The organism is Vibrio chemaguriensis (genome assembly GCF_012275705.1).
In the GTDB taxonomy this organism is placed as follows: Bacteria; Pseudomonadota; Gammaproteobacteria; order Enterobacterales; family Vibrionaceae; genus Vibrio; species Vibrio diabolicus.
In genome coordinates this window covers 441,387-467,628 of record NZ_SHOE01000001.1, presented here as the reverse complement: position 1 = coordinate 467,628, position 26,242 = coordinate 441,387, and the positions used below count along the sequence as shown (strand labels likewise).

The following is a 26,242-nucleotide window of genomic DNA, read 5'->3' as shown; positions in this document are numbered from 1 at the left end:
GAAAGCCATTTGGGTTTATTTACTTGAGCTTTTTAGGAAATTACATGAATGGCGCAGATATAGCAATGCAGCACAACTAAAATTCACCTTCTAGTAATAGGCGATCAAAAAGGGTGAGCTGTTAAGCCTCACCCTAAATCATCTAAAAATGTATAGGCTCGACACCTAAGCACTTCATCATGTTTGAAGCAATTAGCCTTCCACAACCTTCATCAATAACTGACCATCGTACAACGCTTGCTTGATCAACGCGGCACCAGGCATTGTTGCTTGCTTATAGAAACGAGATTCCACCAGCTCAAGATCTTGGTGATAAACCGGTAAACTCTGCTCTTCGATACAGCGACGCACCGCAGGATAAAGTACATCTTTTGCTTGGTTAATCACACCACCGATCAAGATCTTCTCAGGGTTAAATAAGTTGATCACAATAGCTATTGCAGAGCCTAAATAGCGTCCAAGCTTTTCAATCACATCAACTGCCAACGGATCACCATTCGCTGCCGCTTCACAAATGCTCTCAATACTCATTTCTTCTTGCTCAGCAAGAATAGAGTCTTCGCCATCAGCAATTCGTCTTACGACTTCTTCACGAATGGCTTGAGAACTGGCAACGGTTTCCAAACAACCAATGTTGCCACAATGACAACGTTTTCCATTTGGATCGATTTGAATATGCCCAAGCTCACCAATGTTGCCGTGACGGCCTTGCAAAACGCGCCCATCCAGAATGATGCCGGCACCTAAACCATGGTGAATAGAGATAAGAACAGAGTTGTCATTGTCTTGAGAGTGGCCGAAAAGCTTTTCTGCTAATGCCCAAGCTCGCGTGTCATTGGCAATGAAAACTGGCAAGCCCGTTGCTTTATATATCTCTGGTCCAAGAGCAAGATTTTCGACATTGTAATGAGGCATTTGCAGCACGACACCTTGCTCTGAATTCACAAGGCCAGGCAGCGTAATTGCAATACTGGTAACACGGTCAAGTTGATCCGCGTAAGTTTGGAAGAATTCATCAATTTCGTAGAGCAGACGCTCAAGCACATCGTCTTGGTCACGTTCGTGTATCTCGATTTTAGTATCGATCAACACATCGCCACCTAGCTCATGCAGAGCAATAGTTAAATAACCTCGCCCCAAACGCATTGACAGAAATTGCCACCCTTCGTTGTTGACCTGCAAACCGACGGCAGGTCGACCACGACTCGTCGCTTCTTGTACTGTGGTTTCATGAATCAAGTGCGCTTCAATTAATTCTCGAGTGATTTTGGTGATACTAGCAGGAGCAAGCTCACTCTGCTTGGACAAATCAATTCGAGAAATAGGACCTTTTAGGTCAATTAGTTTATATACACGACCAGCATTGACCTGTTTGATATGATCAATATGGCCCGGTTGAGCCATGTACATCTTGCACTCCGAAATTCTATAACGAGACAATTTTTTTACTTTGCGAACTAATTGTGAAGTGAATTAATAAATCCCCGTGACAAGCATCACGTATAAACCTGTTTGTTTGTGTATTCAATCAAATAACGAAGAATCTACTCCTGTTAAATTGTTTGAAAAATAACTTATTTTTATTCACTAAATTATGAAGCAACTCCTGTTACAACAGCGCATTCTCTCCAATAGAGGCTGAAGCCTATAGAATATCTGTCTGTTTTACCGGGATTACTCTTAATGTAAACATTCTGTGCATATACTTATACTCAAGCAGCTTTAAGGTGTGGGCTCAGCAACGAGGCAGACCTTGAGAGCGATTGAGGAAAGTAAGGATAGAGTTCAAGTTACCTTTACACATACATTCATCGGAGAATCTATGACTTCCAAACTAAGACGAACAAAAATTGTCACCACGCTTGGTCCTTCAACGGATAAGGACAATGTACTTGAGGAGATCATCAAAGCCGGTGCAAACGTTGTCCGTATGAATTTCTCACATGGAACCAGTGAAGACCACATTCAACGCGCCAAAAAAGTCCGTACTATTGCGGCAAAGCTTGGGCGTCAAGTTGCTATCCTCGGCGACTTGCAAGGCCCTAAAATCCGCGTATCGACCTTTAAAGACGGCCAAGTCATGTTAAATGTGGGCGATAAATTCACATTAGACAGTGATTTACCAAAAGGTGAAGGCAACCAAGAGTCCGTAGGGCTAGATTATAAAGAACTGCCGCAAGATGTGTCACCAAACGACATTCTGTTACTCGATGATGGACGCGTTCAACTGCAAGTCACCAGCGTCGAAGGCAATAAAGTTCATACCCGTGTGATTGTTGGTGGTCCACTATCTAATAATAAAGGGATCAACAAAAAAGGCGGCGGATTGTCAGCCGATGCGCTCACAGAGAAAGATAAAGCCGACATTCTTACCGCCGCAGAAATTCAAGTGGACTACCTTGCTATTTCGTTCCCGCGTAACGGCGAAGACATGCATTACGCTCGACGCCTAGCCAGAGATGCAGGCCTCGAAGCCATGTTGGTGGCTAAAGTCGAACGAGCAGAAACCGTCGCGACTAATGAGTCTATTGACGATATTATTCTCGCATCCGATGTGGTGATGGTAGCGCGTGGCGATCTGGGGGTAGAAATCGGCGATCCTGAACTTATTGGCGTCCAGAAAAAGCTGATTCGCCGCGCACGCAGCTTAAACCGCATCGTGATTACTGCGACACAAATGATGGAGTCCATGATTACTAGCCCGATGCCGACGCGTGCTGAAGTGATGGACGTGGCCAATGCGGTTCTAGACGGCACTGACGCCGTGATGCTGTCTGGAGAGACCGCAGCAGGTAAACACCCTGTAGAAACGGTCAAATCCATGGCCGAGGTATGTGTGGGCGCAGAAAAAATGTCTGAGGCAAGCCTATCCACTTATCGATTAGATCGCACCTTCGAAACCGCTGAAGAAACCATCGCAATGGCAACCATGTACTCTGCGAATCACATGGAAGGAATTAAAGCGATGATCTCGTTAACAGAGTCCGGCAGGACTGCGTTGATGATGTCTCGCTTAAGCTCTGGCTTACCAATATTTGCCTTATCACGCAATGAATCCACGCTCAATCGAGCTGCACTATACCGAGGCGTGACACCGGTATATTTCGAGTCAAAAAGTGATGCAGGTTTACCGACAGCTCAAGCTGCGATTGCCAGCCTTAAAGAACAAGGGTTCTTGCACAAGGGTGATTTAGTCATGATCACTCAAGGCGATGTAATGGATGTCGTTGGTTCAACCAACTGCATGAGAATTCTGCAAGCATAACCTTTATACCTAACCCTATTAACCACAGAGATTAGGTACGCACACGAATGAGGCTCCGAAAACGGAGCCTCATTTATTTACACTTCACTTTGTATTTAGCTTATGTCGTTAATACAAAAGGTTATGCACTCTCTCTGCCATCAATTTCAATATTCAGTTGGTCATAGAGTTGAACCAGATTAAACCCCGCCTGAAGTCCGAGTTGATAATCATGCTCTAGTGATTCTTGGTCACTTAACAAAGAAGAAGAACGAAGCCCCTCTTTAGGCGCGATTTGTAAAATGAAAGTATCGTCAGGTGGAGCAGATATAAAGGCCTGAGTGAGCTCAAATGTTTGATAGTGAATCATCAGCATGTCGGCTAAACCTGAGTCAAAATTCTCACCGATTAAATGGCTTAAACGATACAAATTATCAGCACCGAACAACCAACGGCCTCCATTCAATAGCATTTTTCCGGCAAGCTTCGATTGATGGGCGGCATTAATTTTTTGTTGGAAGAACGAAGCCCAATCCAACTTCCATCGATTCACTTTTTGCTGCCATGATTGCTGCACCGAATTAATAGACTCTCGATACCACTCGACAGGCACATCCCCTACTTCACTTTGCGCTCTCGCTTCAATCTCCGAGAACGGTTCTGTTCGGATGACAATAATGTTGCGAGCATTCTGACGCCACGCTTCTTGAACAGGGATAGAAGCCGACACACCACCATCAACAAACTTATTGCCATTAACGTCGACAGGTCCGTGGTACAACTTAGGAATCGCGCATGTTGCTAACATGGTGTTAAACCACGTGTCACCCAAGATTGGTAAATATTGATCCGATAGCGTCTCTACATTTGTTACCGCTGCAAACGCACCTCGTCCTCCTAGTGCACTGCGGCCTAAATCAAGATCAAGCTTGTAAGGGAAATCTTGAATCCGCTCTAACGCCCACTCTAAACCCAAGTACTGCTGCTTTCGAATATAACGAAACAGATTAAAAAATTCAGGAGACGTTGTCAGCTCGGTAATAAAAGCTTTGCCCATACCGTGTTGACGACATAAGTAAGAGCATAAATTGAGTGCCCCAGCAGAGGTACCGTAGAATTCATCGAAAGGATCAAAGTTGGAAAGTAAAAATGCGTCTAATACGCCAGCGGTAAAAATCCCTCTCTGCCCTCCACCTTGCGTGACTAAAGCAGTTTTTCCATGCCTGAAATGCTCATAAACTTTAACATCAAGCTCAGTATGGCTTTCTGTGATTATACCGCTGTTACGTATCATAGGCTCACGCCATTTTGTTAAAACACTTGGTAAAAGTAGTTATCTTAAGCCGTTGTAATCGCAATGATACCAAACGACAAAAGTACTGCAAAAACAGTCACCACGATGATTAATGCGGATTTTAGATCGTGTTCCATAAACACCTCCTTAATATGTAACAAATTAATAACACCAGTGTGAAATATGTTCAAGATTTGCTTAATTTAGTCGCGCAATTTTGACTAACCCATCACAATTAGCTTAGTCATAATAAGGAGATAGGACATGAACCAAAAACTCAGCTGGCTGGTAGGAAGCATACTGCTCAGCACCGCGGTAAGTGCACAAGCCAATATTATCGTTACTCCATTCATAGGCTATACAGGTGGCGGTCAAGTAGAAGACGAAGGTGGCAATACATACGACCTCGATCCCGCAGTGAACTACGCACTTTCAATCGAGACGCCTTTTGAGAAAGGAAGAATTGGATTATTTTACTCCAACCAATCAACAGAACTTGAAAAGTTATCAAATTCGGCAGATATCCATTACCTGCAATTTCAAAGCAGCATGTACTACCCTGTTGCAGAAAACTGGCAAACCTATATTGGTGTTGGCTTGGGAGCCTCTTACACCGATGTTGATTGGGTAGACAAAAAATACGGATTTTCGGCGAGCGCTTTTGCAGGGCTGGAATATGAGTTTTCAAAGAACTTTGCGTTGACAGCCCAATTAAGATGGTTGGGAACGGTCGTTGATAACGATACCTCTGGAGCCTGCACCCTACCTAATGACGGCTCAAACTGCATCATTAAGTTCGATACCGATTGGATGAACCAATTCCAATCAAATATTGGTTTTAGTTTCCGTTTCTAATTTTTTGTACACTTCACTTCGTAGGACTCGCCACAAAGAGTGCTGGGCGAGTCCTACACAAAGCAGATAGAAAATATCATCTAAACATCATCGCTTAGAAAAGTAACGAAGCATTCTCTAGCGGGGTGCGCAAAAGATAGCCGTACGCCCTAGTTCATCAAAATAGTTTTAAACACCAAGTCGATTATTGGATTCTAGTCATTTGTTCCATACAACCAACCAATCCCCCACACAAAACCATAATCAAACTCAAATTTAACAAGATTAAAACCAGACAACGCACCTGAGTTAACATTTAGATTCTATTGCGCTAAGTATTATTAGAAGTTAGTCTGATTAGTGAAAACAGATAAATATTTCAGTTTTATCAAACACACATCAAAACTTTAAGATTAATAATCTACTTTCTCTCACAGTAACCAGAATATAGCTCTATAAAATTATAATAAGCTAGAATTAAGGATAGAAAAGCTGATGGATAACAGCGGTCCTTTCTTCCAACGGTTTGCGCAAATATTACTGTGTTACGGAGAGAGCTTCATTCCTCAGGGAGTCGTATAGGAGTCAAATATGAAGCGAGAACAATGGGGATCCCGAGCGGGATTCATCTTAGCAGCAGTCGGGTCTGCTATCGGTTTGGGAAACATTTGGCGTTTTCCATACATGGCCTATGAAAACGGTGGCGGCGCATTTTTTATTCCTTACATTTTCGCCATGATCACGGCCGGTATTCCATTTATGATCCTTGAGTTCAGTATGGGACAAAAGTACCGAGGCTCAGCACCAAAAACGCTAGCGAAAATTCATTCTAAATTTGAATGGCTTGGCTGGTTCCAAGTTGGTGTTGCAGCAGTTATCGCCGTTTACTATGTTGCAGTTATCGGTTGGTCAATTTCTTACTTTGGGTTGTCGTTCACTCAAGGTTGGGGAACCGATACAAACGCATTTTTCTTTAGTGAGTACCTAAAGTTAGGTGATAACTCACCAACAGACTTAGGCAGTATTCAATGGAAAATTGCCTTATCTATGGTGATTGCTTGGGCTATTACTTACACCGCCATTGCCAAAGGCGTGAAATCAGGGATTGAGCGCGCATCTAAAATCATGATGCCAATACTATTTTTGATGGTGATTTTTTTAATCGGACGTATGGTTTTCTTGCCAGGAGCTTTGGATGGCGTTAACTACATGTTTGAACCCGATTTCAGCAAAATTTGGGATGTGAAAGTATGGGCAGCTGCGTACGGTCAGATCTTCTTTACCCTAAGCATCGGCTTCGCGATCATGCTGGCTTACTCTAGTTATCTGCCAGAAAAGTCAGACATCACGAATAACGCGTTTATGACCGTGTTGATCAACTGTGGCTTCTCCATCCTAGCTGGTATTATGATCTTCTCTGTCTTGGGTTACATGGCTCAAGAATAAGGTAAACCGCTAACAGAAGTGGTATCTGCAGGCGTTGGCCTTGCTTTTGTTACTTTACCTGCGGCAATTAACTTATTACCCGCACCATATATTCTTGGTCCTCTGTTCTTCTTTGCACTGGTGGTTGCTGGTCTAAGTTCGCACATTTCTATCATGGAAGCCGTAACATCCGCCATCATCGATAAGCTAAAGTGGAGCCGAAAAAAAGCTGCAAACGTTGTAATCGGAACTGGTTTTGTGGTTTCTATGGCATTCGCAACAAATGGCGGTCTATTGCTGCTAGACCTAGTAGACCACTTCGCAAACAACGTTGGCATTATGGTAGGCGGCTTGGTTGAGATTGTATTGATGGCGTGGCTATTGAAACGCGTGCCTGAAGTGCGTAATTACGTAAATGAGCGCTCTGATTTCTCTATTGGTCAATGGTTTGAGATCTGTTTACGCTTCGTAACACCGATTATGCTCGCCATTATCTTAGCAACTAAGCTTTATGCTTTATTTACTGAAGGCTACGGTGGTTATGATCTAACTGTAGGCTGGGCACTTATCGCCGCACTATTTATCTTTGGTCTAGTGATTAACGCAGTGAATCGCAAGGAGACAGCGAAATGACAATCAGCGCAATTATTATGATGGTTATTGGTTTAGGTATCACTTGGGGCGGCGCTGCCGTTTGTATCAAGCGAGCCATGGATAAACAATAGCAGTATTGCATTCCAAACAAAAAACGCCGGTATTTACCGGCGTTTTTTTATGTTTCTTTTATTCTAGAAACTGTATTTGATGCCAACGGCACCACCAAGTTGTAAGTCAGCACCTTTGTAAAGATCTAGCTCTGGGTGTATTTGACCATAAAGATCCCAGCCGCGTGATAAATCCCAGTTCACACCGAGAGGTACACGCACGCCAAACTCATCATCCCATTCATACCAACCACCAACGCCAACATACCAAGTCACAGGCATGTTTTGATCGAATGTTCCACGTTTAGCGATGTAATCAAACGCCATACCATCGTTACCGATAATGCCGCGATACTTATTATCTAACTCAACAACAACACTCAACTGTTGATCGACAGCCATACCAACAGACAAGTTCGTTGGCTCATTTGCCGCCATTGCGGTACTAGAAACTAGTCCTGCTAATAAAATTAATTTGCTCTTCATACACGTTATCAATTATTAAAAAAACATCATGCGCTATTCAAACATAGTGGTGCTTCAATATGTCAACGATGAGTAAGCGCGATGTATGAAAAGACTGGCAAAAGTAAAGATGAGTTTAGGATCACACTCAGAAAGCACTTTTAGCAATGAGAGAGGAACTAAAAAAGGAGGCCGAAGCCTCCTTTTATTCATTGTTATGAATGACGGTGATTAGCCGTGGTTACGGATCCACTCATCCATTTCAGTTTTTAGGTTGTCAGACTTAGTACCGAAGATAGCCTGAACACCACCTGCAACAACTACAACACCAGCAGCGCCAAGTTGTTTCAGTTTGTCTTGGTCAACAGCTGCTGTATCTGCAACCGCTACACGTAGGCGAGTGATACATGCGTCTAGACCAGTAATGTTAGCTTTACCACCGAACGCTGCAACCAGTTCACCACCCATGTCAGAGCCAGAAGTTGCTGCCGCACTTTCTGTTTCATCTTCACGACCAGGAGTTTTTAGGTCAAGTGCTGTGATTACGCCACGGAACACTACGTAGTAAATCACTGCGTATACTAGACCAACAGCAATCATTAGACCCATCTTCTGAGCGTTACCAGATAGAACTAGGAAGTCGATCAGACCGTGAGAGAAAGAAGTACCGTGTACAAAGCCTAGAGTGTTAGAAACAATGTATGCAGAACCAGCTAGTAGAGCGTGGATACCGTATAGTAGTGGAGCAACGAATAGGAATGAGAATTCGATAGGCTCAGTAATACCAGTTAGGAATGAAGTCAGTGCAGCTGACGCCATGATACCCATTACTTTTGCGCGGTTTTCTGGTTTAGCACAGTGAGCAATTGCGATTGCTGCAGCTGGTAGACCAAACATCTTGAACATGTAACCACCCGCTAGCTGACCGAAGCCATTACCAGCAGCACGAGATGCTTCATCAGCAACTAGGTAACAAGTTAGTACGCCGTTTTGAGCTTCACCAGCAGCGTTAACACAAGAACCAGCTTCGAAGAAGAACGGTACGTTCCATACGTGGTGTAGGCCGAATGGGATTAGAGAACGCTCTACAACACCGTAGATACCGAATGCTAGTTGTGGGTTTTGGTGCGCAGCCCAATCAGAGAATGCAGAGATTGCACCGCCAATTGGTGGCCAAATTACAGAAAGGATAACACCAAGGATGATCGCTGCAAAACCAGTGATGATAGGCACTGCACGCTTACCAGCGAAGAAGCCAAGATACTCTGGAAGTTGAATTTTGAAGAAACGGTTGAATGCCCAAGCAGCCACACCACCGACAAGGATACCACCTAGTACACCTGTATCGATTTTCTCAACACCCATAACACCCGCCATTACACCTAGCGTTGCCGTCATGATGCCGTAACCAACGATTGCTGCAAGACCAGCAACACCGTCGTTATTAGTGAAGCCTAGAGCTACACCTACTGCAAATAGAAGTGCCATTTGGCCGAATACTGAACCACCAGCTTGTTCCATAAGATTAGAAACGATCTCTGGAATAAAGCTTAGATGGGCAGCACCCACACCTAATAAAATACCTGCAACTGGTAAAACTGATACTGGAAGCATCAGCGCCTTACCAACTTTTTGCAGGTTAGCAAAAAGGTTCTTAAACATGTTTATGCTCCTGATAAATTTATAAGTATTATTTGGGCACTAACGGCACACCCCCGTAGCCTAAAGGTTAGCACCCAATGAAAATGTAACCACAACTGCATTATATTTTCCGGCTCTAAATATATATTGATGACCCTCAAACTTTCCACACAGTTACGAAATTTAGTTTCAAAACAAGTCTTGGATCACACCCAAAAACAGCTGATGAAAAGGTTTGCATTGCAGTTATATTACTGTTTTATAAAGAGTTTATTATTTATATAATTAATTTTAAGGCGTAAATAAAATACGCCCCAATGTTATTTTTAGTAACAAAATTACATTTGTGATTTTTGAATGTTATTAAATCAACATTTTTAGTAAACATTAAACTCATGAGTATATCTGTTGTTTTTATCAACAAAAAAGGAGCATACGCTCCTTTTTTATGCTCTTATTGATTTTTCATCGCAAAAAAAGATTTCGGAAATTTTCGGTGGTTTTTTGTGCCACTTCAGAAAGAGAGCACGATTTGAGTTGCGCAATATAAGAAGCCACCTCGACAACATAAGCAGGTTGATTCTCTTTGCCTCGGTGAGGGACTGGAGCCAAGTAAGGAGAATCTGTCTCAATGAGAAGCTTCTCTAGAGGTAGAGTCTTCACCACTTCTTTCAACTCTGTAGCTTGACGGAAAGTGACAATCCCCGAGATAGAAATATAAAACCCCAGCTCAAGTGCAGCTTCAGCAAATGGAAGATCTTCTGTAAAACAGTGGATAACACCACCACATTTCTCCGCCCCACCCTTACGCAAAATATCTAGAGTATCCGCACGTGCGTTTCTAGTATGGATAATTAAAGGTTTGTTAAGCTCCACCGCAAGATCAACGTGTTGCTCAAAACGCTCTTTCTGTAACGCTGCCGTTTCTGGCTTATAATGATAATCCAAGCCTGTTTCACCAATGGCAACGACTTTTTCATTCGATGCGTGGTGACGTAGCACGTCCATCGAAAAGTCGCTTTCAACATCAAGTGGGTGTACACCGCACGAAGCATAAACATTCTCATAAGGCTCAATCATTTCCATCATTTTAGGGAAAGAATCCAGCGTAACTCCCACAGAAAGCAGCTCGGTTACCTTTGCTTGTTTAGCTTTGTTAATAACGTCTTCCACATTGATGTGGAGATCGTCGTAATTCAATTTGTCTAAATGACAATGAGAATCTACGAACATAATACCTCTCGTGATTCAATTAACCAGTTCATTGATAGTAGCTCAAGGTTTAGACCAGGAAAGGCTTGCACCTGAGCTTTGAGGTCCATCAGCGCCTTCGCTGATGAGTACAAACCGTTGTAGTTGTTCGGCTGAAACTTTATAGCGCCAGGAAGCATTTGTGCTTCTGATACACCAAACTGCGCTTTCTGAGCGTCTGTCAGTAAATACCACGCCCAGTCTAGTGATTGCTCCGAGTGTTTAGCCATTAAAGAAGCACACTCAGAAATGTCTGAGGCAGGAGAAGACATCGCCTTAATAAAAGTGCGCTCAAAAGCCAAGTAAGCATCGAGATCGCCATTATTTAACGCATCCAATGTTTTTATCGGAGAGCCCATATTCAGTTTTAAGGCGTAAGCAGGAACTTGCTGCGCCCCTTGTTCGCGCATCCATTGCATCGCTTGTTCCGTTGACGGCGGCGCAACAACCCAGTGTTGGCAACGGCTACGAATCGTTGGAAGCAGGCGCTCCTGATTGTGGGTAACGAGCAAAAACAAGCACTTTGCCCCAGGCTCTTCTAGCGTTTTTAACAATGCATTCGATGCCGATTCATTCATAGAGTCCGCTGGCTCTATAACAAATAGGCGATAACCATTAAGCTGTGATGATTCCTGAGCAAGACGGTTGCAAGCTCGAACTTGGTCCACCGTTATCGCTTTTCCTTCTTTTTCTGGTTTGATCCAGTGTAAATCTGGGTGGTTGTGTGATTGATTTAATTGACAGCTATGACAAAAACCGCACGCTTCACTGGCGTAATTTTGGCAAAGAAGTGCTTGGCTAAAAAACTCGATAAGTTTTTCGATGCCTAAGCCTTGCTCGCTTTGCAATAAAAGCGCACCTGGTATTCTGTCCGACTCTAGCCCTACTTTGAGGTTATCCCATACTGGTTGCAACCATGGATAATCATTTAACATGAGTCACCTAAATTTAAGTTTCACTTATTATTGACGAGCTAACCACTCGTTAAGAGCGTCCCGAATATCACGCGACACGTCTTCGATCGCCTGCTCAGCGTTAATGATAATGATAGAAGGATCAGCATGAGCAATCTCCAAATAACGCTCTCGTGTACGTTCAAAGAAGCTGATATCCATCTTCTCGATACGATCGAGCTCACCACGCCCACGCGCACGCTCAAGCCCAACGCGAGGGTCGATATCCATATAGAGAGTGAAAGCAGGTTTAAAATCACCAAGCGTTGTGTCTCGAAGGTTTTTCATTAGCGACGCGTCAATCTGACGGCCACCACCTTGATAAGCCTGCGACGACATATCGTGGCGGTCACCCACCACCCACTGACCGTTCGCCAAAGCTGGTTTGATCACGTTCTCAACCAACTGGACACGTGCAGCATATAAAAGAAGCAACTCCGTCATGTCTTTAAGTTCTTCGCCTTCATGCTCTTCTTTCACCAGAGCGCGCATCTTTTCTGCTAGCGGCGTGCCTCCTGGCTCACGAGTATTTACGATATTTTCAATACCTGCCGCTTTTAGCGTATCTAAAACGGTTTTAATCGCAGTGCTTTTACCCGCGCCTTCTAGGCCTTCAACGACAATAAAGTTTGCTTTCATCATTTGTTCTTTCTTAGTTCTCTTAAATAGGCTCGAACAGCACGATTGTGCTCTGCAAGGGATTTCGAAAATACGTGTCCGCCCTTTCCACTTGCTACGAAATATAAATAGTTACTGCTTTCTGGATTCAAAGCCGCTTCAATAGAGGCTTCACCTGCCATCGCGATTGGGGTTGGAGGTAAGCCATTGATGGTATAGGTGTTATATGGTGTCGGCGTGCGCAAATCTTTCTTACGAATATTTCCGTCGTAAGCATCACCCATACCATAAATAACCGTCGGATCCGTTTGTAAACGCATGCGTTTGTTCAATCGGTTGATAAACACAGAAGCGACGCGCTCACGCTCAGAGTCAATGGCCGTCTCTTTCTCGATGATAGACGCCAGAATCAAGGCTTCATATTTGTCTTGCAATGGCAGCTTTTCTTGACGAGCTTCCCAGTTAGCATCCAGAATCTTATTAAGTTTTCGATGCGCTCGTTTTAATAATTGGCTTTCACTTGCACCCGCCGTGTAATGGTAGGTTTCTGCTAAAAACAGTCCTTCAAGCTTTTCTCGCTCAATACCCAACTTTGCTGCCATGTCTTTTTCTGATAGTTCGGTTAAGTCATGCTCTAAATAAGGAGCACTTTTCAATTGCTCTACCCACTCAGAAAAGCGGCTGCCTTCAACAAAAGTGATCGCAAACTGGTATTCTTTTCCGGTATTCAGGTGCTCCAATGCTTGCGAAAGCGACATACCATGCTCTAGTTGATAAGTACCCGCTCGCACTTGCAACAGTTCTGGATATAAGTGAGGTATTAAACGGATGTACTCCGATGTTTCAATTACCTCATCTTCAACTAAGGCGCGCATGACATGATGAAAGCTTGTACCACTCTCTACAGTAAACAGCTGAGGTTGTTCCAATAGAATAGGCTTTTCAACGTATTGTTTAGCCTGTGAAATTATATAAAAAACAGCTGCTGCGCCTATCACTGCGATCAGCACAACAAAAGCCAACAGTTTTTTAATCACGTAGTTAAATTCCCTTGCAGTCGTTGAGTCAATTTTCCTATCGGAAATATAGTCTTAGAGTTAGATGCCACTATGCTGCGAATTGGTGCGACACCTAATATTGAGTTACACATGAAAGCCTCGTCTGCGCTCAGCAAATCTGGAAGTATAAAACGCCCTTCGATGACTTCAATATGACTTACTTTTAGTAACTCAAGCACCTTACGACGCATTACGCCCGCAACGCCAGATAAGGTCAGCTCCGGTGTAAATACTTTATTACCTTTAACCCAAAAAAGGTTGGCCATTGTAGTTTCAATGACATGGTTTTGCACATTTAACGTTATTGCATCTGCAAACTCGGTATCGTCGATTTCAGCCTTGGCGAGAATCTGCTCTAAACGGTTGTTGTGCTTGTGTCCAGCAAGTAAAGGTTGAATCCCGAGACGAGTCTCACAAACGCCCAAATCCACGCCTTTTTCTTGCCAAGAAGAGTAATGAGAAGGAAACGCAAAATTGGAGATAGTCACGATAGGGCCTTCAATCCCATTAGGACTATACCCTCGCCCACCAATACCACGGCTAACGTGAATTTTCACCCCAGCTTGTGCATCAGATAAAGCCGCTTTGCTTGCCCAATCACGCACAACTTGCCAGTCAGGGGAAGAGATCTTCAATACGTCAAGGCAGGACTTCATACGCTCAATGTGTTCTTGCCAGTAAACCAACTCTCCGTTTTGGGTCAGGATGGTGGTAAAGCCTCCATCGCCGTATTGGAATGAGCGATCACCCAGTTCTACATGCGTTTGTGGAACTCCATTTACCCAAAACATTCGCGTACCTTCAAATTAGCAGACAACAAATAAAACAAAACGGCTCAATGCTAAGCATCGAGCCGTTAGAATACAAGTTTCGCTTATCTAAATAAGGTTAGATAGTGTTACTCAGCGAACTTTTTGAAGATCAAAGAACCGTTTGTACCACCAAAGCCAAACGAGTTACAGATAGCGTATTCCATACCTTCAACTTTGCGCGCAGTGTGCGGCACAAGGTCGATGTCTAGACCTTCTTCTGGATCATCAAGGTTAATCGTTGGTGGAACGATTTGGTCAACCAAAGACATAACCGTGATAATTGCTTCAACAGAGCCTGCTGCACCTAATAGGTGACCAGTCATAGACTTAGTTGATGATACAAGTACTTGCTTCGCACCTTCTTCACCAAGAGCACGTTTCACGCCCTTGATTTCTGCAACGTCGCCAGCAGGAGTAGATGTACCGTGAGCATTCACATAACCTACTTGGGTGCCTGTGATGTTCGCGTCACGCATTGCCGCTTCCATCGCAAGTGCACCACCAGAGCCATCTTCGCTTGGAGAAGTCATGTGGTAAGCATCACCAGACATACCAAAACCAACCAGTTCTGCGTAAATCTTCGCGCCACGTGCTTTCGCGTGTTCGTACTCTTCAAGCACCATCATGCCAGCACCATCGCCTAGAACAAAGCCATCACGGCCTTTATCCCATGGACGAGACGCTTTTTGAGGTTCGTCGTTACGAGTAGATAGTGCTTTAGCTGCACCGAAGCCAGCCATGCCAAGAGGCGTAGACGCTTTTTCTGCGCCACCAGCAACCATCGCATCTGCATCGCCGTACGCAATCATTCGTGCAGCATGACCGATGTTATGTAGGCCAGTAGTACATGCTGTAGAAATCGCGATATTTGGACCACGAAGACCACGCATGATAGATAGGTTACCTGCAACCATATTTACGATGGTCGAAGGGACAAAAAATGGGCTAACTTTGCGAGGGCCTTTTTCTACTAATGCAGTGTGACCTGTTTCAATCAGATCTAGACCGCCAATGCCTGAGCCGATAGCAACACCAACTCGAGCCGCATTTTCTTCGGTAATTTGTAAGCCAGAGTTATCAAGAGCTTGAATACCCGCTGCAATGCCGTACTGGATGAAAAGATCCATCTTACGAGCATCTTTTTTAGACATGTACTCTGTGCAATCGAAATCTTTAACAAGACCTGCAAAACGAGTTGAGAAGTTCGTAGCATCAAAGTGCTCGATATTCACGATACCACTTTGACCTTCTAGCAGGGCTTTCCAAGATGATTCTACTGTGTTGCCTACCGGTGACAACATACCCATGCCAGTGACAACTACACGACGCTTGGACACGATATAATTCTCCGGGAATTGAATATTTCTATGAGAGGATAGAAGAAGTTAGAAAGAACACAGGCGGTCTAGGAGACCGCCTGGGAGAGCTAATTACTGAGCGCTGTTTACGTAGTCGATTGCAGCTTGAACAGTAGTGATCTTCTCAGCTTCTTCGTCAGGAATCTCAGTGTCGAATTCCTCTTCTAGAGCCATAACTAGTTCTACAGTGTCTAGAGAATCAGCACCTAGATCGTCAACGAAAGAAGCTTCGTTTTTAACTTCTGCTTCGTCTACACCTAGCTGTTCAACAATGATTTTCTTTACGCGTTCTTCGATGTTGCTCATTTTTCTTTTCCTTTACAGATTTCGCCTAATGCGATGATTCCGTAGTTTATTCGAACTATTGAAAGTTGCAAGGGGGTCCTTGCTGGTCAAACCACAAAATTAGCGAATTTAACCGAATTTCAATACATTTTTGACTTAAATCATGCACAAATCTTGCGCATAAGCATGACAAGTTCATGACAGTTAACTGCAACTATAGGCTATTTTTCACAATGTAAAATAGCTTATTTTGCACAAACTGTCTCATTAAACCATGTACATGCCACCATTTACATGCAAAGTTTCACCAGTAATGTACGCTGCTTCAGGAGAAGCAAGGAAAACTACTGCTGATGCAATTTCACGTGGGTCACCTAAACGACCAGCTGGCACGTTCGACAACGTTGCCGCACGTTGCTCATCATTTAGTGCCTTCGTCATGTCAGTTTCGATGAAACCAGGGGCAACAGTGTTCACTGTTACACCACGAGACGCAACTTCACGAGCCATTGATTTAGTAAAACCAATCACGCCCGCTTTCGCTGCTGCGTAGTTAGTTTGACCTGCGTTACCCATGGTACCAACAACAGAGCCTACGTTGATGATACGACCCGCACGTTTTTTCATCATGCCGCGTAAAACCGCTTTAGACATGCGGTAGATAGGCGTTAGGTTGGTATCGATGATGTCGTTCCACTCATCATCTTTCATACGCATCAATAGGTTATCACGAGTAATACCAGCGTTATTCACCAGAATATCGATCACACCAAATTCTTCGTTGATCGTTTTTAGTGTCGCTTCGATAGACTCGACATCAGTCACGTTAAGAGCTAGGCCTTTACCGTTATCACCAAGATACTCGCTGATAGCTGCAGCGCCACTTTCAGAAGTAGCCGTACCGATAACCGTCGCACCGCGCTCTACAAGAAGTTCCGCGATCGCGCGGCCAATACCACGGCTTGCGCCGGTAACTAGCGCGATCTTACCTTCTAGATTCATCATGTTGTGTTTCCTTTTCTTATCGCAAGTTTTATCGCTTGATGGATTACTTCGCCGCGTCTAGCGACGCAACATCATTCACTGCTGCTGCAGTTAGCGTTTTCACGATACGTTTTGTTAGACCTGTTAAAACCTTACCAGGACCAAGCTCAAGAAGCTGTTCTACCCCTTGCTCGTGCATAAGCTCGACTGTTTCAGTCCAGCGAACTGGGCTATGTAGCTGACGAACAAGCGCATCTTTGATTTTTGCAGGATCTGTCTCAGCGACCACATCAACGTTGTTGATAACTGGAAGCTGTGGTGAGTTAAATTCGATAGACTCAAGAGCTACTGCAAGTTTTTCCGCTGCTGGCTTCATAAGCGCACAGTGTGATGGCACTGAAACAGGAAGAGGAAGCGCACGTTTCGCACCAGCTTCTTTACATAGCGCTCCCGCACGCTCTACTGCGTCTTTGCTACCCGCGATAACTACCTGACCAGGCGAGTTAAAGTTTACTGGAGAGACCACTTCACCTTGCGCTGCGTCTTCACACGCTTTTGCAATCGCATCATCAGCCAAACCGATAATCGCGTACATAGCGCCAGTACCTGCTGGTACCGCCTCTTGCATTAGCTTACCGCGTAATTCAACCAGCTTGATTGCTTCTTTAAAGTCAATGACACCCGCACATACAAGTGCTGAGTACTCACCTAGGCTGTGACCGGCTAGGTTTGCTGGTTGCTCTAAACCGAGCTCCTGCCATACACGCCAGATTGCAACAGATGAAGCTAGCAAAGCTGGTTGAGTGCGGAAAGTCTCGTTTAAATCTTCTGCAGGTCCATTTTGAACAAGCGCCCATAGATCGTAACCTAGTGCGTCAGATGCTTCTGCAAATGTTTGTTTTACTACGTCATATTGTTCGCCTAGTTCTGCAAGCATACCTACAGCTTGAGAACCTTGACCTGGAAATACGATAGCAAACTTGCTCATGTTGTTTTCCTTTAAGCAAAGTAAAAAGAAATAAGATGCACCAAGTGCACCTTAAATTTTGAATTCTCGTGAAACTTAGAACTTCACCAGAGCAGAGCCCCAAGTGAAACCGCCACCAAACGCCTCTAGCAATAAAGTCTGCCCGCGTTTAATGCGACCATCGCGCACAGCTTCATCCAGCGCAGACGGTACTGTCGCCGCAGAAGTGTTCCCGTGTCGGTCTAATGTCACTACGACTTGGTCCAAAGACATTGAAAGCTTTTTCGCTGTTGCCGAAATAATTCGATAGTTCGCTTGATGCGGTACTAGCCAGTCTAGTTCAGACTTATGCATGTTGTTGGCTTCAAGCGTATCTTTTACTAGTTTCGATAACTGAGTGACAGCGACTTTGAATACTTCGTTACCTGCCATATGAAGCCATTTGTCAGCATCTTGACCACGCTCAGGTACAGGTAGGCTTAGTAGCTCACCGAATTGACCATCCGAGTATATGTGGGTAGAAATAATACCTGGCTCTTGGCTAGCGCCTACGACAACGGCTCCAGCACCATCACCAAATAGGATAATGGTTGAACGGTCTGTCGGATCACACGTTTTAGACAAAGCATCTGAACCAATAACAAGTACGTTTTTACACATACCCGATTTAATATGTTGGTCTGCAACAGATAATGCGTACACAAAACCAGAACAAGCAGCGGCTAAGTCAAAAGCTGGACAACCTTTAATGCCAAGCTTTGCCTGCACCTGACACGCAGATGAAGGGAAAGTATGGCTACTGCTCGTTGTGGCTACGATAATCAGGTCGATATCGTTTTTATCAATACCCGCCATATCGATAGCGTTTTCAGCTGCGTAGAATGCCATGTCCGCTACAGTCTCATTTTCTGCAGCAATTCGACGCTCTTTAATACCCGTGCGAGCAACGATCCACTCATCACTTGTATCTACCATTTTCTCTAGATCTGCGTTTGTACGCACCTGAGATGGCAGGTAGCTGCCAGTACCTAAAATTTTGCTATACATGAAGACTAATAATGCCTCTCGAGTAAAACCGCTTCCAAACGATCGCTAATACGGCTTGGTACTTGTCGTTTGACCTCGTGTACTGCCTCGCCAAGTGCATTGACAATCGCAGATACATCCGCACTTCCATGGCTTTTTATGACAATGCCGCGCAATCCTAGCAAACTTGCGCCGTTATACTGGTCGGGGTTCAGTGTTTTTAGTTCATTAAATAGCCGAGAAAACAACTTTCTAGCAATCCAACCCTTTATCGTTGACGCCATCATACTGGTTTTAATTTTTTCGATAAAAAGTTGAGCTGTTCCCTCACTGGCTTTTAAGCATACGTTGCCGACAAACCCATCACATACAATGACGTCTGCAACATCATGCAAAATTTGATTACCTTCAATATAACCAACAAAGTTAATCGCGTCGGTCTGAGAAAGCATTTCTGCGCAACGTTTGACTAAATCGTTACCTTTAATCTCTTCTGCGCCAATATTGAGTACAGCAACGCGAGGAGGACAACCTAAGTGTTCTTCTGCTAATGCACTGCCCATTACAGCAAATTGGAACAAACTATCAGCATCGCACGATACATTCGCACCTAGATCTAGCATCCAAGTACGCTTTCCAGTAATCGTCGGTAGAGCTGAAACTAAAGCAGGACGTTCAATACCAGGAAGTAACTTAAGAATGAAACGCGATAGTGCCATTAATGCACCGGTGTTGCCACCACTAACACAAGCATCCGCCTTCTGCTCAGAAACCAAATCGATAGCCATACGCATGGAACTATTTTGGCTATTACGTAGTGCCAATGAAGGTTTTTCTGAGTTCGAGATAACTTTCTCACTATGAAGAATAGTCAAGCGGGAACTGGTCGAGGTACCGAGTTGAAATAATTGAGACGTGATCAGAGATTGATCACCTATAAGAATCACTTTTAGCTCTGGGAAATGAGACAGTGCCTGCACGGCGGCAGGCACTGTTACGCGTGGACCGAAATCCCCGCCCATTGCATCAAGTGCAACGGTAATACTTTGCAAAGGTTCAACCTTACTTGTTGATAACCTTTTGACCACGGTAGTAACCTTCAGCAGTTACGTTGTGGCGTAGGTGAGTTTCACCAGAAGTCGCGTCTACAGATAGAGCAGCTGTAGTTAGCGCATCGTGTGAACGACGCATACCGCGCTTAGAACGAGTTTTACGGTTTTTCTGTACGGCCATTGACCCTACTCCTATACTATTGGGTTAAAAACCTGAAGAAGAATCGGTTACCACACCTATTACTTTTTCAGACTTTTCAAAACGTCGAATGGATTCGGTTTTTCTTCCTCAATTTCTTCAGGAATCTCACCAAAAACCATGTTATTTGAATCAACGCTACAATCCGCTTCATCGTGCATCGCAATTTGAGGTAATGCTAAGATGAACTCGTCTTCAACCAGTTGTATAAGGTCTAATTCACCATATTCATTTAGATCTACCAAATCATAAATTTCTGGTGCTTCCTGTTCCGTTTTCTCACCGTAGTAAGGAGTAGAAAGGAATTCAACTTCGCACTCATGTGCGAATACCTCATTACAACGCTGACACTCTAAATCGACTTCGATGTTAGCTTTACCAGAGATAACAACGAGTCGCTGTTCATCCATCCCAAATGACAATGAGACTTCTGCGTCGCGTTTTACGCCTTCAGTTGTTTCCGCTAAGCGCTTGAAAAGACTAGCTTGGATGATGCCATCGTAATCTAATCGTTTCTGTGCAGCTTTTGCTGGGTCAACCGTTCGCGGTATTTTTACCTTTTGCATAGGGCGCGAATATTATCTTCCAAATCAAAATTAGTCAAAGAAAAAGGCAAAAAAGTTGTACTTTTTTACGCTTAACATACAGAGCATTAGCCAGAATCATTTTTGATCGATTATCCTATCGGAAATGCTCCCACGAATTGTAATTCAAAATGAAAAATTACCAACTGGTTTTAGCCTCAACCTCCCCTTTTCGTAAACAACTGCTTGAAAAGCTTTCACTACCGTTCATTTGTTTATCACCTGATTGCGATGAAACACCGTTTGACCAGGAAACGCCTCTTGAACTGGTGCAAAGATTGGCCCAAGAGAAAGCAACATCTTGCCAGACGGATAAAGCAAGTTTAGTTATCGGCAGTGACCAGGTTTGTGTCATTAATGGTGAAATCGTTGGCAAACCTTTAAATAGAGACAACGCAATAAATCAACTTTTGTCTCAAAGTGGAAAAGTCATCACTTTCTATACTGGTCTTGCGGTACATAACACCGTCACAAACCATACAGAAGTCGGCTTTGATTCTTTCGAAGTACACTTTAGAGATTTGACGCTTGAACAAATCGAGCGCTACGTCGACAGGGAAGAACCTTTTTACTGCGCAGGCAGCTTTAAAAGCGAAGGAATGGGAATTTGTTTGTTTAACAAATTAGTGGGGAAAGACCCGAACACACTTGTCGGACTACCATTGATTGATTTGATTGATATGTTGCATGTTCAAGGACTCGATGTCCTTTGATCAAAATATGATAAAAGGGAGCCACAGGCTCCCTTCTTGCATCCGCGAGGAAAACATGGTTACGCGTTTCTTAAACCCGCCAACACTTTTTCTAGCTTCGGTTCCATCGGTGCGTTGATTTCCATCCACTCATCATTTGATGGGTGTTGGAACTTGATGTTTGCCGCGTGTAGGAACAAACGATCTAAACCAACTTGACCTGTGTAAGCATCAAAGCGGCGGTCACCGTAGCGATCATCCCAAGCGATTGGGTGGCCCGTATATTGTGTATGAACTCGGATTTGGTGAGTTCGACCAGTAATCGGACTCGCTTGAATCAATGTTGCTTGTTCAAACTTTTCCAAAATCTTAAAACGCGTTTCAGACGGCTTACCGTTAGGGTTAACACGAACAATACTGTTCACTTCGTTTTTAAGCAGTGGCGCGTTCACAACCTTACAACTGCTTTTCCATTGTCCCATGACAAGAGCTAAGTAAAACTTCTTCACTGTCTTTTCACGAAACTGGGCTTGCAAGTGACGAAGTGCAGAACGCTTCTTAGCAACCAGCAAGATACCTGAAGTATCACGGTCAATACGATGCACAAGTTCAAGAAAGCGAGCTTGAGGACGCAGAGCTCTAAGCGCTTCAATCGCGCCAAACTTTAAGCCACTGCCACCATGCACAGCGGTACCAGATGGTTTGTTTAGAATCAACATATGATCATCTTCGAAGATGATCATATCTTCCAACTCTGCGACTTTGTTTAGTTTCGTACTTGGCGCGACATCGTCATCTTTTTTCTCGACTGTCACCGGTGGAATACGAACGAGATCGCCTGCTTTTAACTTGTACTCTGCTTTTATACGCTTTTTATTTACACGTACTTCGCCCTTACGCACGATTCGGTAAATCATGCTTTTAGGGATGTCTTTTAATTGGTTGCGCAAAAAATTATCAATGCGCTGACCCGCCATATCTTCGTCAATGTCGACGAACTGGACTTTTGTTCTTATTTCGCTCATGGGCGGTATTGTAAACTCAATTTCGCGCGACTTCACATTATTCTTGTCGTAAAAGAAACACTTGATAGTACAAACTGGTCTAAATTTCGCCAAGCTTTTGTTTAAATTATTAAAACTCTCAATCGAGTTCTCAATTTGTTTTCTGTCTTGATCAGTTTACACATCTCAATTGCTTATGAAACAGCCAGTTATAAATTAGAAATTTTGAGTTTAGCGGCAAATTTTCTATCGTTTGCGTGAAAGCAGATTGCTGATAGCCACGCGCACTGCTATAGTTCACAGCTGCTAAGGAAGGTTTGGTTACATTTTATTCATTACCAATCATTTATCCTCAAGCAATGTGAGTAGATCGTTGAAGGTCGAGTGCAGCATTGGCGTGAGACACATCGAATTCAACACTCTTGCCACCCTACTCCTCGCATATTCACGTTGAGTACCTACCGCCCAAATAGCGGGTCACAAGTCTACGTTTCCAACAGAAACCACAAGAGGCTTGTGATGACTGAAGTGCCCGAGAGCATCCCCTTCCAGCCGGGAGGCTGCAAAATACAAGCCATGGGATCAGGCACCGTGAAAGAGCGAAAAAACAGTGGCAAGTCGACAAGAAAGATATAAAAGAAAAGACAACGAGAATTTTCAATGAAAAGAATGTTAATTAACGCAACTCAAAAAGAAGAGTTGCGTGTCGCTCTGGTTGATGGCCAGCGACTTTTCGATCTTGATATCGAGAGTCCAGGTCATGAATCTAAAAAAGCGAATATCTACAAAGGACGTATCACACGTATCGAACCAAGCTTAGAAGCCGCATTTGTTGATTACGGCGCCGAGCGTCACGGTTTCCTCCCTCTCAAAGAAATTGCCCGCGAATATTTCCCTGAAGGTTACACCTACCAAGGTCGTCCAAGCATTAAAGAAGTGCTAACGGAAGGCCAAGAAGTTATCGTTCAAGTGGAAAAAGAAGAACGTGGAAGCAAGGGCGCAGCTCTTACTACTTTCATTTCTCTTGCTGGTAGTTACCTTGTTCTGATGCCTAACAACCCTCGTGCTGGCGGTATTTCTCGTCGAATCGAAGGTGACGAGCGTACTCAACTAAAAGCCGCATTAAGTACTTTGGAACTGCCTCAGGGCATGGGCCTAATCGTACGTACTGCTGGCGTTGGCAAGAGTGCTGAAGAACTTGAGTGGGATTTGAATGTACTACTTAACCACTGGGGTGCAATCAAAGGTGCAGCGGACTCGAACCCTGCTCCATTCTTAATCCACCAAGAAAGTAACGTTATCGTTCGTGCAATCCGTGACTATTTGCGTCGTGATATTGGCGAAATCTTAATTGACAGCAACACCATCTACGAACGTGCAAAAGAGCACATTCAATTGGTGCGCCCTGATTTCCTTAACCGCGTTAAGAAATATGAAGGCGAAGTTCCACTATTCAGCCACTACCAAATCGAAAGCCAAATTGAATCAGCTTTCCAACGTGAAGTGCGTCTGCCATCTGGTGGTTCTATTGTTATTGACCCAACCGAAGCACTAACGTCTATCGATATCAACTCTGCTCGTGCAACCAAGGGCGGCGATATTGAAGAAACAGCCCTAAACACGAACCTAGAAGCAGCCGACGAAATTGCTCGCCAGTTACGTCTACGTGACTTGGGTGGCTTAGTGGTTATCGACTTTATCGATATGACACCTGTTCGCCACCAACGAGAAGTAGAAAACCGTCTACGTGAAGCCGTTCGTCTTGATCGCGCTCGTGTACAAATCGGTCGTATTTCTCGCTTTGGTTTGTTGGAGATGTCACGTCAACGTTTAAGCCCTTCTCTAGCAGAAGCAAGCCACCACATCTGTCCTCGCTGTAGCGGTACTGGAGTCGTTCGCGACAACGAATCTCTAGCACTTTCTGTACTTCGTTTAATCGAAGAGGAAGCACTGAAAGACAATACAGCGCAAGTTCTCGCAGTTGTACCTGTGCCAATCGCTTCTTACTTGTTGAACGAAAAACGTCGTTCAGTTAACCATATCGAACGCATTCAAGAAGTGAAGATTACGGTTGTTCCAAACTCTGACATGGAAACGCCGCACTTCGAAGTTATCCGTGTTCGTGAAGGTGAAGAGTTCGATCTGATTTCTTACCTACTTCCTAAAAAACTGGAAGCAATGAAAGAAGCGGAAGGTAAAGAGCCAGCGGAAGTTGACGTAAAACCTAAACGAATCGAAGAACCTGTTCTTAAAGGCTTTGCGGCTCCTTCTCAAACGGCACCTGCACCAGCAGCTAAACCTGCCCCTGAGGCGAAGAAGAAAGAACAGAAAGTTGAACAAGAAGAAAAACCTGGACTGTTCAGCCGTTTGTTTAAAGCACTTGGTAGTTTCCTATTCGGCGGTTCTGAAGAAGTAAAAGAAGAACCGAAACCTCAGGAAGAGAAAAAGCCAAATCGCGATAATCGACGCAACAAACGTGATCGCAATGATCGTCGTCGCAATAACAACCAACGCGATAATCGTGAGAACCGCGACAATCGTGATAACCGTGATAACCGACGTCGTCGTAAGCCTCGTGATGAGCAAGCGAATGAACAAAACGAAGCTCAACAACAAACCAATAAACAGCAAAACCGCAACCAAAAGCGTAAGCCTAAAGCTCAACAAGCAGACAAAGCCCAAGAGCAAAAAGCAAATGCAAAAGTAGCGGAAAAAGGCCTGCAGCTAGCGGCGGAAGCTCGAACTGAAACAAAACCAGAAGAGAGCAAACCAAAGCAACAAAACGCGAAAGCAGAAAAAGTGAAGGAGCGTCGCCAACGTCGCAAACTGAACAAGTCTGTACGCGTTAAAGACCAAGAAGCGGTTGAGAAGAAAGCAGAAGAAACGGCGGTTAAGACTCAAGAAACGGTTGAAACCAAAGTTGAGAAGCCAACAGAAGCAGCGGTAGAAGCACAACAAGACAACAAGCAAGCAGAGTCTAAGCAACGTCGTAACCGTCGTTCGCCACGTCACCTGCGTGCAAGCGGCCAGCGCCGTCGCCGTGGTCGCGATCGCCGTCCTAACCCGTTCCGCCTGCGTAAAGGTGGTGTAGCTTCTCCTGAGATGGCTATGGGTAAAGTAATGCCACGCTACATTCCGAAACCAGCACCTAAGAAAGAAGAGCAAGTTAAGGAAGAAACAGTAGCAGCAGTACCTACAATGCAAGGTGGTTTTGCTTGTCCAGAGATGGCTATGGGTAAAGTGATTATTCGCCGCGAGCAACCTGTTGTAACAGAAGCGCCAGTTGTTGAATCAAAGATTCAAGAAACAGTTGAAGCGAAAGTGGAAGCTCCAGTAGTAGAAGCACCTGTTGTGGAAGCAGTAATCGCAGAAAAAACTGAATCGGCAGTAGTAGAAACAGCTTCGGTAGAGCCTATCGTTGAAACTCCTGCGACTGAACCGGTTGATGCCATTGTAGAAACGGCACCTGCTGAAGAGCCTGTGGTTGAAGCAGCAAAAGAGATTGCAGCCGAAGCGCCAGTAGCTAAACCAGAGCCTAAAGTCGAAGCCATTAAAGTTGCGGCTAAGCTAAACGCTAGCGCACCGATGACGAAAGCACCTGGCCCTCAAGAGCTACGCGAAATCACGGTTGCAGCAGCACCGTTCAAAACCGAACGTTACCAAGCTAAAGGTGCGGGTAGCCAAGTGGCTAAAAACCGCGCATCGGCAGAGATGACAAAGCCTAACTTTAACTAGGCTAAATCATTACGTTCAACTGCTTAACGGCATAAATAAATTAAAGGCTACCAGATG

At 44.3% G+C, this 26,242-nt stretch carries 24 protein-coding genes and 1 pseudogene; 6 read left to right on the top strand and 19 right to left on the bottom strand.

The window, feature by feature from the left end; translation table 11 throughout:
* Positions 1-192 precede the first annotated feature (192 nt).
* Complete coding sequence (gene mlc / locus EX191_RS02145; protein WP_005398213.1) at positions 193-1,410, bottom strand: sugar metabolism global transcriptional regulator Mlc; 1,218 nt, start codon at positions 1,408-1,410, stop codon at positions 193-195.
* A gap of 412 nt (positions 1,411-1,822) precedes the next feature.
* Between mlc and pyk the strand changes: the two genes are divergently transcribed.
* On the top strand, positions 1,823-3,265 hold the full coding sequence (gene pyk / locus EX191_RS02140) for a pyruvate kinase (RefSeq protein WP_109169741.1): 1,443 nt from the start codon (positions 1,823-1,825) through the stop codon (positions 3,263-3,265).
* 121 nt (positions 3,266-3,386) lie between these two features.
* Here the strand turns inward: pyk and EX191_RS02135 are convergent, their stop codons facing one another.
* The gene (locus tag EX191_RS02135) at positions 3,387-4,538 is read right to left on the bottom strand and encodes a patatin-like phospholipase family protein (protein ID WP_005398215.1); all 1,152 of its coding nucleotides are present in this window, start codon (positions 4,536-4,538) and stop codon (positions 3,387-3,389) included.
* Positions 4,539-4,582: 44 nt separating this feature from the next.
* On the bottom strand, positions 4,583-4,675 hold the full coding sequence (cydH, locus tag EX191_RS02130; protein ID WP_005372970.1) for a cytochrome bd-I oxidase subunit CydH: 93 nt from the start codon (positions 4,673-4,675) through the stop codon (positions 4,583-4,585).
* 127 nt (positions 4,676-4,802) lie between these two features.
* Here cydH and EX191_RS02125 point away from each other — a divergent pair, with 127 nt between their 5' ends.
* The 3 genes and pseudogenes from EX191_RS02125 (at position 4,803) to EX191_RS02115 (ending at position 7,522) form a co-directional block, all read left to right on the top strand.
* Entirely contained in the window at positions 4,803-5,393 is a 591-nt protein-coding gene (locus EX191_RS02125) for an outer membrane beta-barrel protein (RefSeq protein WP_047010036.1), read from the top strand.
* 570 nt (positions 5,394-5,963) lie between these two features.
* Positions 5,964-7,430, top strand: a pseudogene (locus EX191_RS02120) (sodium-dependent transporter).
* Entirely contained in the window at positions 7,427-7,522 is a 96-nt protein-coding gene (locus tag EX191_RS02115; RefSeq protein WP_005372963.1) for a MetS family NSS transporter small subunit, read from the top strand. Before EX191_RS02120 ends, EX191_RS02115 begins: the two are co-directional and overlap by 4 nt.
* 63 nt (positions 7,523-7,585) lie before the next feature.
* Here EX191_RS02115 and EX191_RS02110 read toward each other — a convergent pair whose 3' ends face one another.
* The 15 genes from EX191_RS02110 to yceD form a co-directional block, all read right to left on the bottom strand.
* Positions 7,586-7,987 (bottom strand): hypothetical protein, encoded by a 402-nt coding sequence (locus EX191_RS02110; protein ID WP_005396996.1) that lies wholly within the window; start codon positions 7,985-7,987, stop codon positions 7,586-7,588.
* A 210-nt stretch (positions 7,988-8,197) separates the two neighbouring features.
* Positions 8,198-9,628: a PTS glucose transporter subunit IIBC gene (ptsG, locus tag EX191_RS02105; protein WP_006743155.1), complete on the bottom strand. Its 1,431-nt coding sequence runs from the start codon at positions 9,626-9,628 to the stop codon at positions 8,198-8,200.
* Between the two features lie 444 nt (positions 9,629-10,072).
* Positions 10,073-10,840 carry a TatD family hydrolase gene (locus EX191_RS02100; protein ID WP_005396993.1) on the bottom strand — a complete coding sequence of 256 codons (768 nt, stop codon included), beginning with the start codon at positions 10,838-10,840 and terminating at the stop codon, positions 10,073-10,075.
* On the bottom strand, positions 10,831-11,793 hold the full coding sequence (locus EX191_RS02095; protein ID WP_046874426.1) for a DNA polymerase III subunit delta': 963 nt from the start codon (positions 11,791-11,793) through the stop codon (positions 10,831-10,833). The genes EX191_RS02100 and EX191_RS02095 overlap by 10 nt, the downstream gene beginning before the upstream one ends.
* A gap of 27 nt (positions 11,794-11,820) precedes the next feature.
* Positions 11,821-12,453 carry a dTMP kinase gene (gene tmk / locus EX191_RS02090; RefSeq protein WP_031780597.1) on the bottom strand — a complete coding sequence of 211 codons (633 nt, stop codon included), beginning with the start codon at positions 12,451-12,453 and terminating at the stop codon, positions 11,821-11,823.
* Positions 12,450-13,466 carry an endolytic transglycosylase MltG gene (mltG, locus tag EX191_RS02085; RefSeq protein WP_193447043.1) on the bottom strand — a complete coding sequence of 339 codons (1,017 nt, stop codon included), beginning with the start codon at positions 13,464-13,466 and terminating at the stop codon, positions 12,450-12,452. Before mltG ends, tmk begins: the two co-directional genes overlap by 4 nt.
* On the bottom strand, positions 13,463-14,278 hold the full coding sequence (gene pabC, locus EX191_RS02080; protein WP_193447042.1) for an aminodeoxychorismate lyase: 816 nt from the start codon (positions 14,276-14,278) through the stop codon (positions 13,463-13,465). The genes mltG and pabC overlap by 4 nt, the downstream gene beginning before the upstream one ends.
* Before the next feature lie 107 nt (positions 14,279-14,385).
* The gene (gene fabF, locus EX191_RS02075; protein ID WP_005396984.1) at positions 14,386-15,636 is read right to left on the bottom strand and encodes a beta-ketoacyl-ACP synthase II; all 1,251 of its coding nucleotides are present in this window, start codon (positions 15,634-15,636) and stop codon (positions 14,386-14,388) included.
* Between the two features lie 93 nt (positions 15,637-15,729).
* Positions 15,730-15,963: an acyl carrier protein gene (acpP, locus tag EX191_RS02070; protein ID WP_004406112.1), complete on the bottom strand. Its 234-nt coding sequence runs from the start codon at positions 15,961-15,963 to the stop codon at positions 15,730-15,732.
* Between the two features lie 246 nt (positions 15,964-16,209).
* Positions 16,210-16,944 (bottom strand): 3-oxoacyl-ACP reductase FabG, encoded by a 735-nt coding sequence (gene fabG / locus EX191_RS02065; RefSeq protein ID WP_031780596.1) that lies wholly within the window; start codon positions 16,942-16,944, stop codon positions 16,210-16,212.
* 46 nt (positions 16,945-16,990) lie between these two features.
* Complete coding sequence (fabD, locus tag EX191_RS02060) at positions 16,991-17,914, bottom strand: ACP S-malonyltransferase (protein WP_012841591.1); 924 nt, start codon at positions 17,912-17,914, stop codon at positions 16,991-16,993.
* A gap of 75 nt (positions 17,915-17,989) precedes the next feature.
* Entirely contained in the window at positions 17,990-18,940 is a 951-nt protein-coding gene (locus EX191_RS02055; RefSeq protein ID WP_005396980.1) for a beta-ketoacyl-ACP synthase III, read from the bottom strand.
* 5 nt (positions 18,941-18,945) lie between these two features.
* Positions 18,946-19,971 (bottom strand): phosphate acyltransferase PlsX, encoded by a 1,026-nt coding sequence (gene plsX, locus EX191_RS02050; RefSeq protein ID WP_104974988.1) that lies wholly within the window; start codon positions 19,969-19,971, stop codon positions 18,946-18,948.
* A 10-nt stretch (positions 19,972-19,981) separates the two neighbouring features.
* The gene (gene rpmF / locus EX191_RS02045) at positions 19,982-20,152 is read right to left on the bottom strand and encodes a 50S ribosomal protein L32 (RefSeq protein ID WP_005396978.1); all 171 of its coding nucleotides are present in this window, start codon (positions 20,150-20,152) and stop codon (positions 19,982-19,984) included.
* A gap of 59 nt (positions 20,153-20,211) precedes the next feature.
* Complete coding sequence (gene yceD, locus EX191_RS02040) at positions 20,212-20,736, bottom strand: 23S rRNA accumulation protein YceD (protein ID WP_005396977.1); 525 nt, start codon at positions 20,734-20,736, stop codon at positions 20,212-20,214.
* Positions 20,737-20,885: 149 nt separating this feature from the next.
* Between yceD and EX191_RS02035 the strand changes: the two genes are divergently transcribed.
* Positions 20,886-21,467 carry a Maf family protein gene (locus EX191_RS02035; protein ID WP_005396976.1) on the top strand — a complete coding sequence of 194 codons (582 nt, stop codon included), beginning with the start codon at positions 20,886-20,888 and terminating at the stop codon, positions 21,465-21,467.
* 59 nt (positions 21,468-21,526) lie between these two features.
* Here the strand turns inward: EX191_RS02035 and rluC are convergent, their stop codons facing one another.
* The gene (rluC, locus tag EX191_RS02030) at positions 21,527-22,471 is read right to left on the bottom strand and encodes a 23S rRNA pseudouridine(955/2504/2580) synthase RluC (RefSeq protein WP_005396975.1); all 945 of its coding nucleotides are present in this window, start codon (positions 22,469-22,471) and stop codon (positions 21,527-21,529) included.
* A 639-nt stretch (positions 22,472-23,110) separates the two neighbouring features.
* Between rluC and rne the strand changes: the two genes are divergently transcribed.
* Positions 23,111-26,185, top strand: a complete 3,075-nt coding sequence (gene rne, locus EX191_RS02025) for a ribonuclease E (protein ID WP_193447041.1) — start codon at positions 23,111-23,113, stop codon at positions 26,183-26,185.
* The last annotated feature ends 57 nt before the right edge of the window (positions 26,186-26,242 follow it).

Bases quoted from the DNA above. Each gene is read 5' to 3' on its own strand.
- mlc (WP_005398213.1), bottom strand. From the start codon at position 1,410: ATGTACATGGCTCAACCGGGCCATATTGATCATATCAAACAGGTCAAT.
- pyk (WP_109169741.1), top strand. From the start codon at position 1,823: ATGACTTCCAAACTAAGACGAACAAAAATTGTCACCACGCTTGGTCCT.
- EX191_RS02135 (WP_005398215.1), bottom strand. From the start codon at position 4,538: ATGATACGTAACAGCGGTATAATCACAGAAAGCCATACTGAGCTTGAT.
- cydH (WP_005372970.1), bottom strand. From the start codon at position 4,675: ATGGAACACGATCTAAAATCCGCATTAATCATCGTGGTGACTGTTTTT.
- EX191_RS02125 (WP_047010036.1), top strand. From the start codon at position 4,803: ATGAACCAAAAACTCAGCTGGCTGGTAGGAAGCATACTGCTCAGCACC.
- EX191_RS02115 (WP_005372963.1), top strand. From the start codon at position 7,427: ATGACAATCAGCGCAATTATTATGATGGTTATTGGTTTAGGTATCACT.
- EX191_RS02110 (WP_005396996.1), bottom strand. From the start codon at position 7,987: ATGAAGAGCAAATTAATTTTATTAGCAGGACTAGTTTCTAGTACCGCA.
- ptsG (WP_006743155.1), bottom strand. From the start codon at position 9,628: ATGTTTAAGAACCTTTTTGCTAACCTGCAAAAAGTTGGTAAGGCGCTG.
- EX191_RS02100 (WP_005396993.1), bottom strand. From the start codon at position 10,840: ATGTTCGTAGATTCTCATTGTCATTTAGACAAATTGAATTACGACGAT.
- EX191_RS02095 (WP_046874426.1), bottom strand. From the start codon at position 11,793: ATGTTAAATGATTATCCATGGTTGCAACCAGTATGGGATAACCTCAAA.
- tmk (WP_031780597.1), bottom strand. From the start codon at position 12,453: ATGATGAAAGCAAACTTTATTGTCGTTGAAGGCCTAGAAGGCGCGGGT.
- pabC (WP_193447042.1), bottom strand. From the start codon at position 14,278: ATGTTTTGGGTAAATGGAGTTCCACAAACGCATGTAGAACTGGGTGAT.
- acpP (WP_004406112.1), bottom strand. From the start codon at position 15,963: ATGAGCAACATCGAAGAACGCGTAAAGAAAATCATTGTTGAACAGCTA.
- fabG (WP_031780596.1), bottom strand. From the start codon at position 16,944: ATGAATCTAGAAGGTAAGATCGCGCTAGTTACCGGCGCAAGCCGTGGT.
- fabD (WP_012841591.1), bottom strand. From the start codon at position 17,914: ATGAGCAAGTTTGCTATCGTATTTCCAGGTCAAGGTTCTCAAGCTGTA.
- EX191_RS02055 (WP_005396980.1), bottom strand. From the start codon at position 18,940: ATGTATAGCAAAATTTTAGGTACTGGCAGCTACCTGCCATCTCAGGTG.
- rpmF (WP_005396978.1), bottom strand. From the start codon at position 20,152: ATGGCCGTACAGAAAAACCGTAAAACTCGTTCTAAGCGCGGTATGCGT.
- yceD (WP_005396977.1), bottom strand. From the start codon at position 20,736: ATGCAAAAGGTAAAAATACCGCGAACGGTTGACCCAGCAAAAGCTGCA.
- EX191_RS02035 (WP_005396976.1), top strand. From the start codon at position 20,886: ATGAAAAATTACCAACTGGTTTTAGCCTCAACCTCCCCTTTTCGTAAA.
- rluC (WP_005396975.1), bottom strand. From the start codon at position 22,471: ATGAGCGAAATAAGAACAAAAGTCCAGTTCGTCGACATTGACGAAGAT.
- rne (WP_193447041.1), top strand. From the start codon at position 23,111: ATGAAAAGAATGTTAATTAACGCAACTCAAAAAGAAGAGTTGCGTGTC.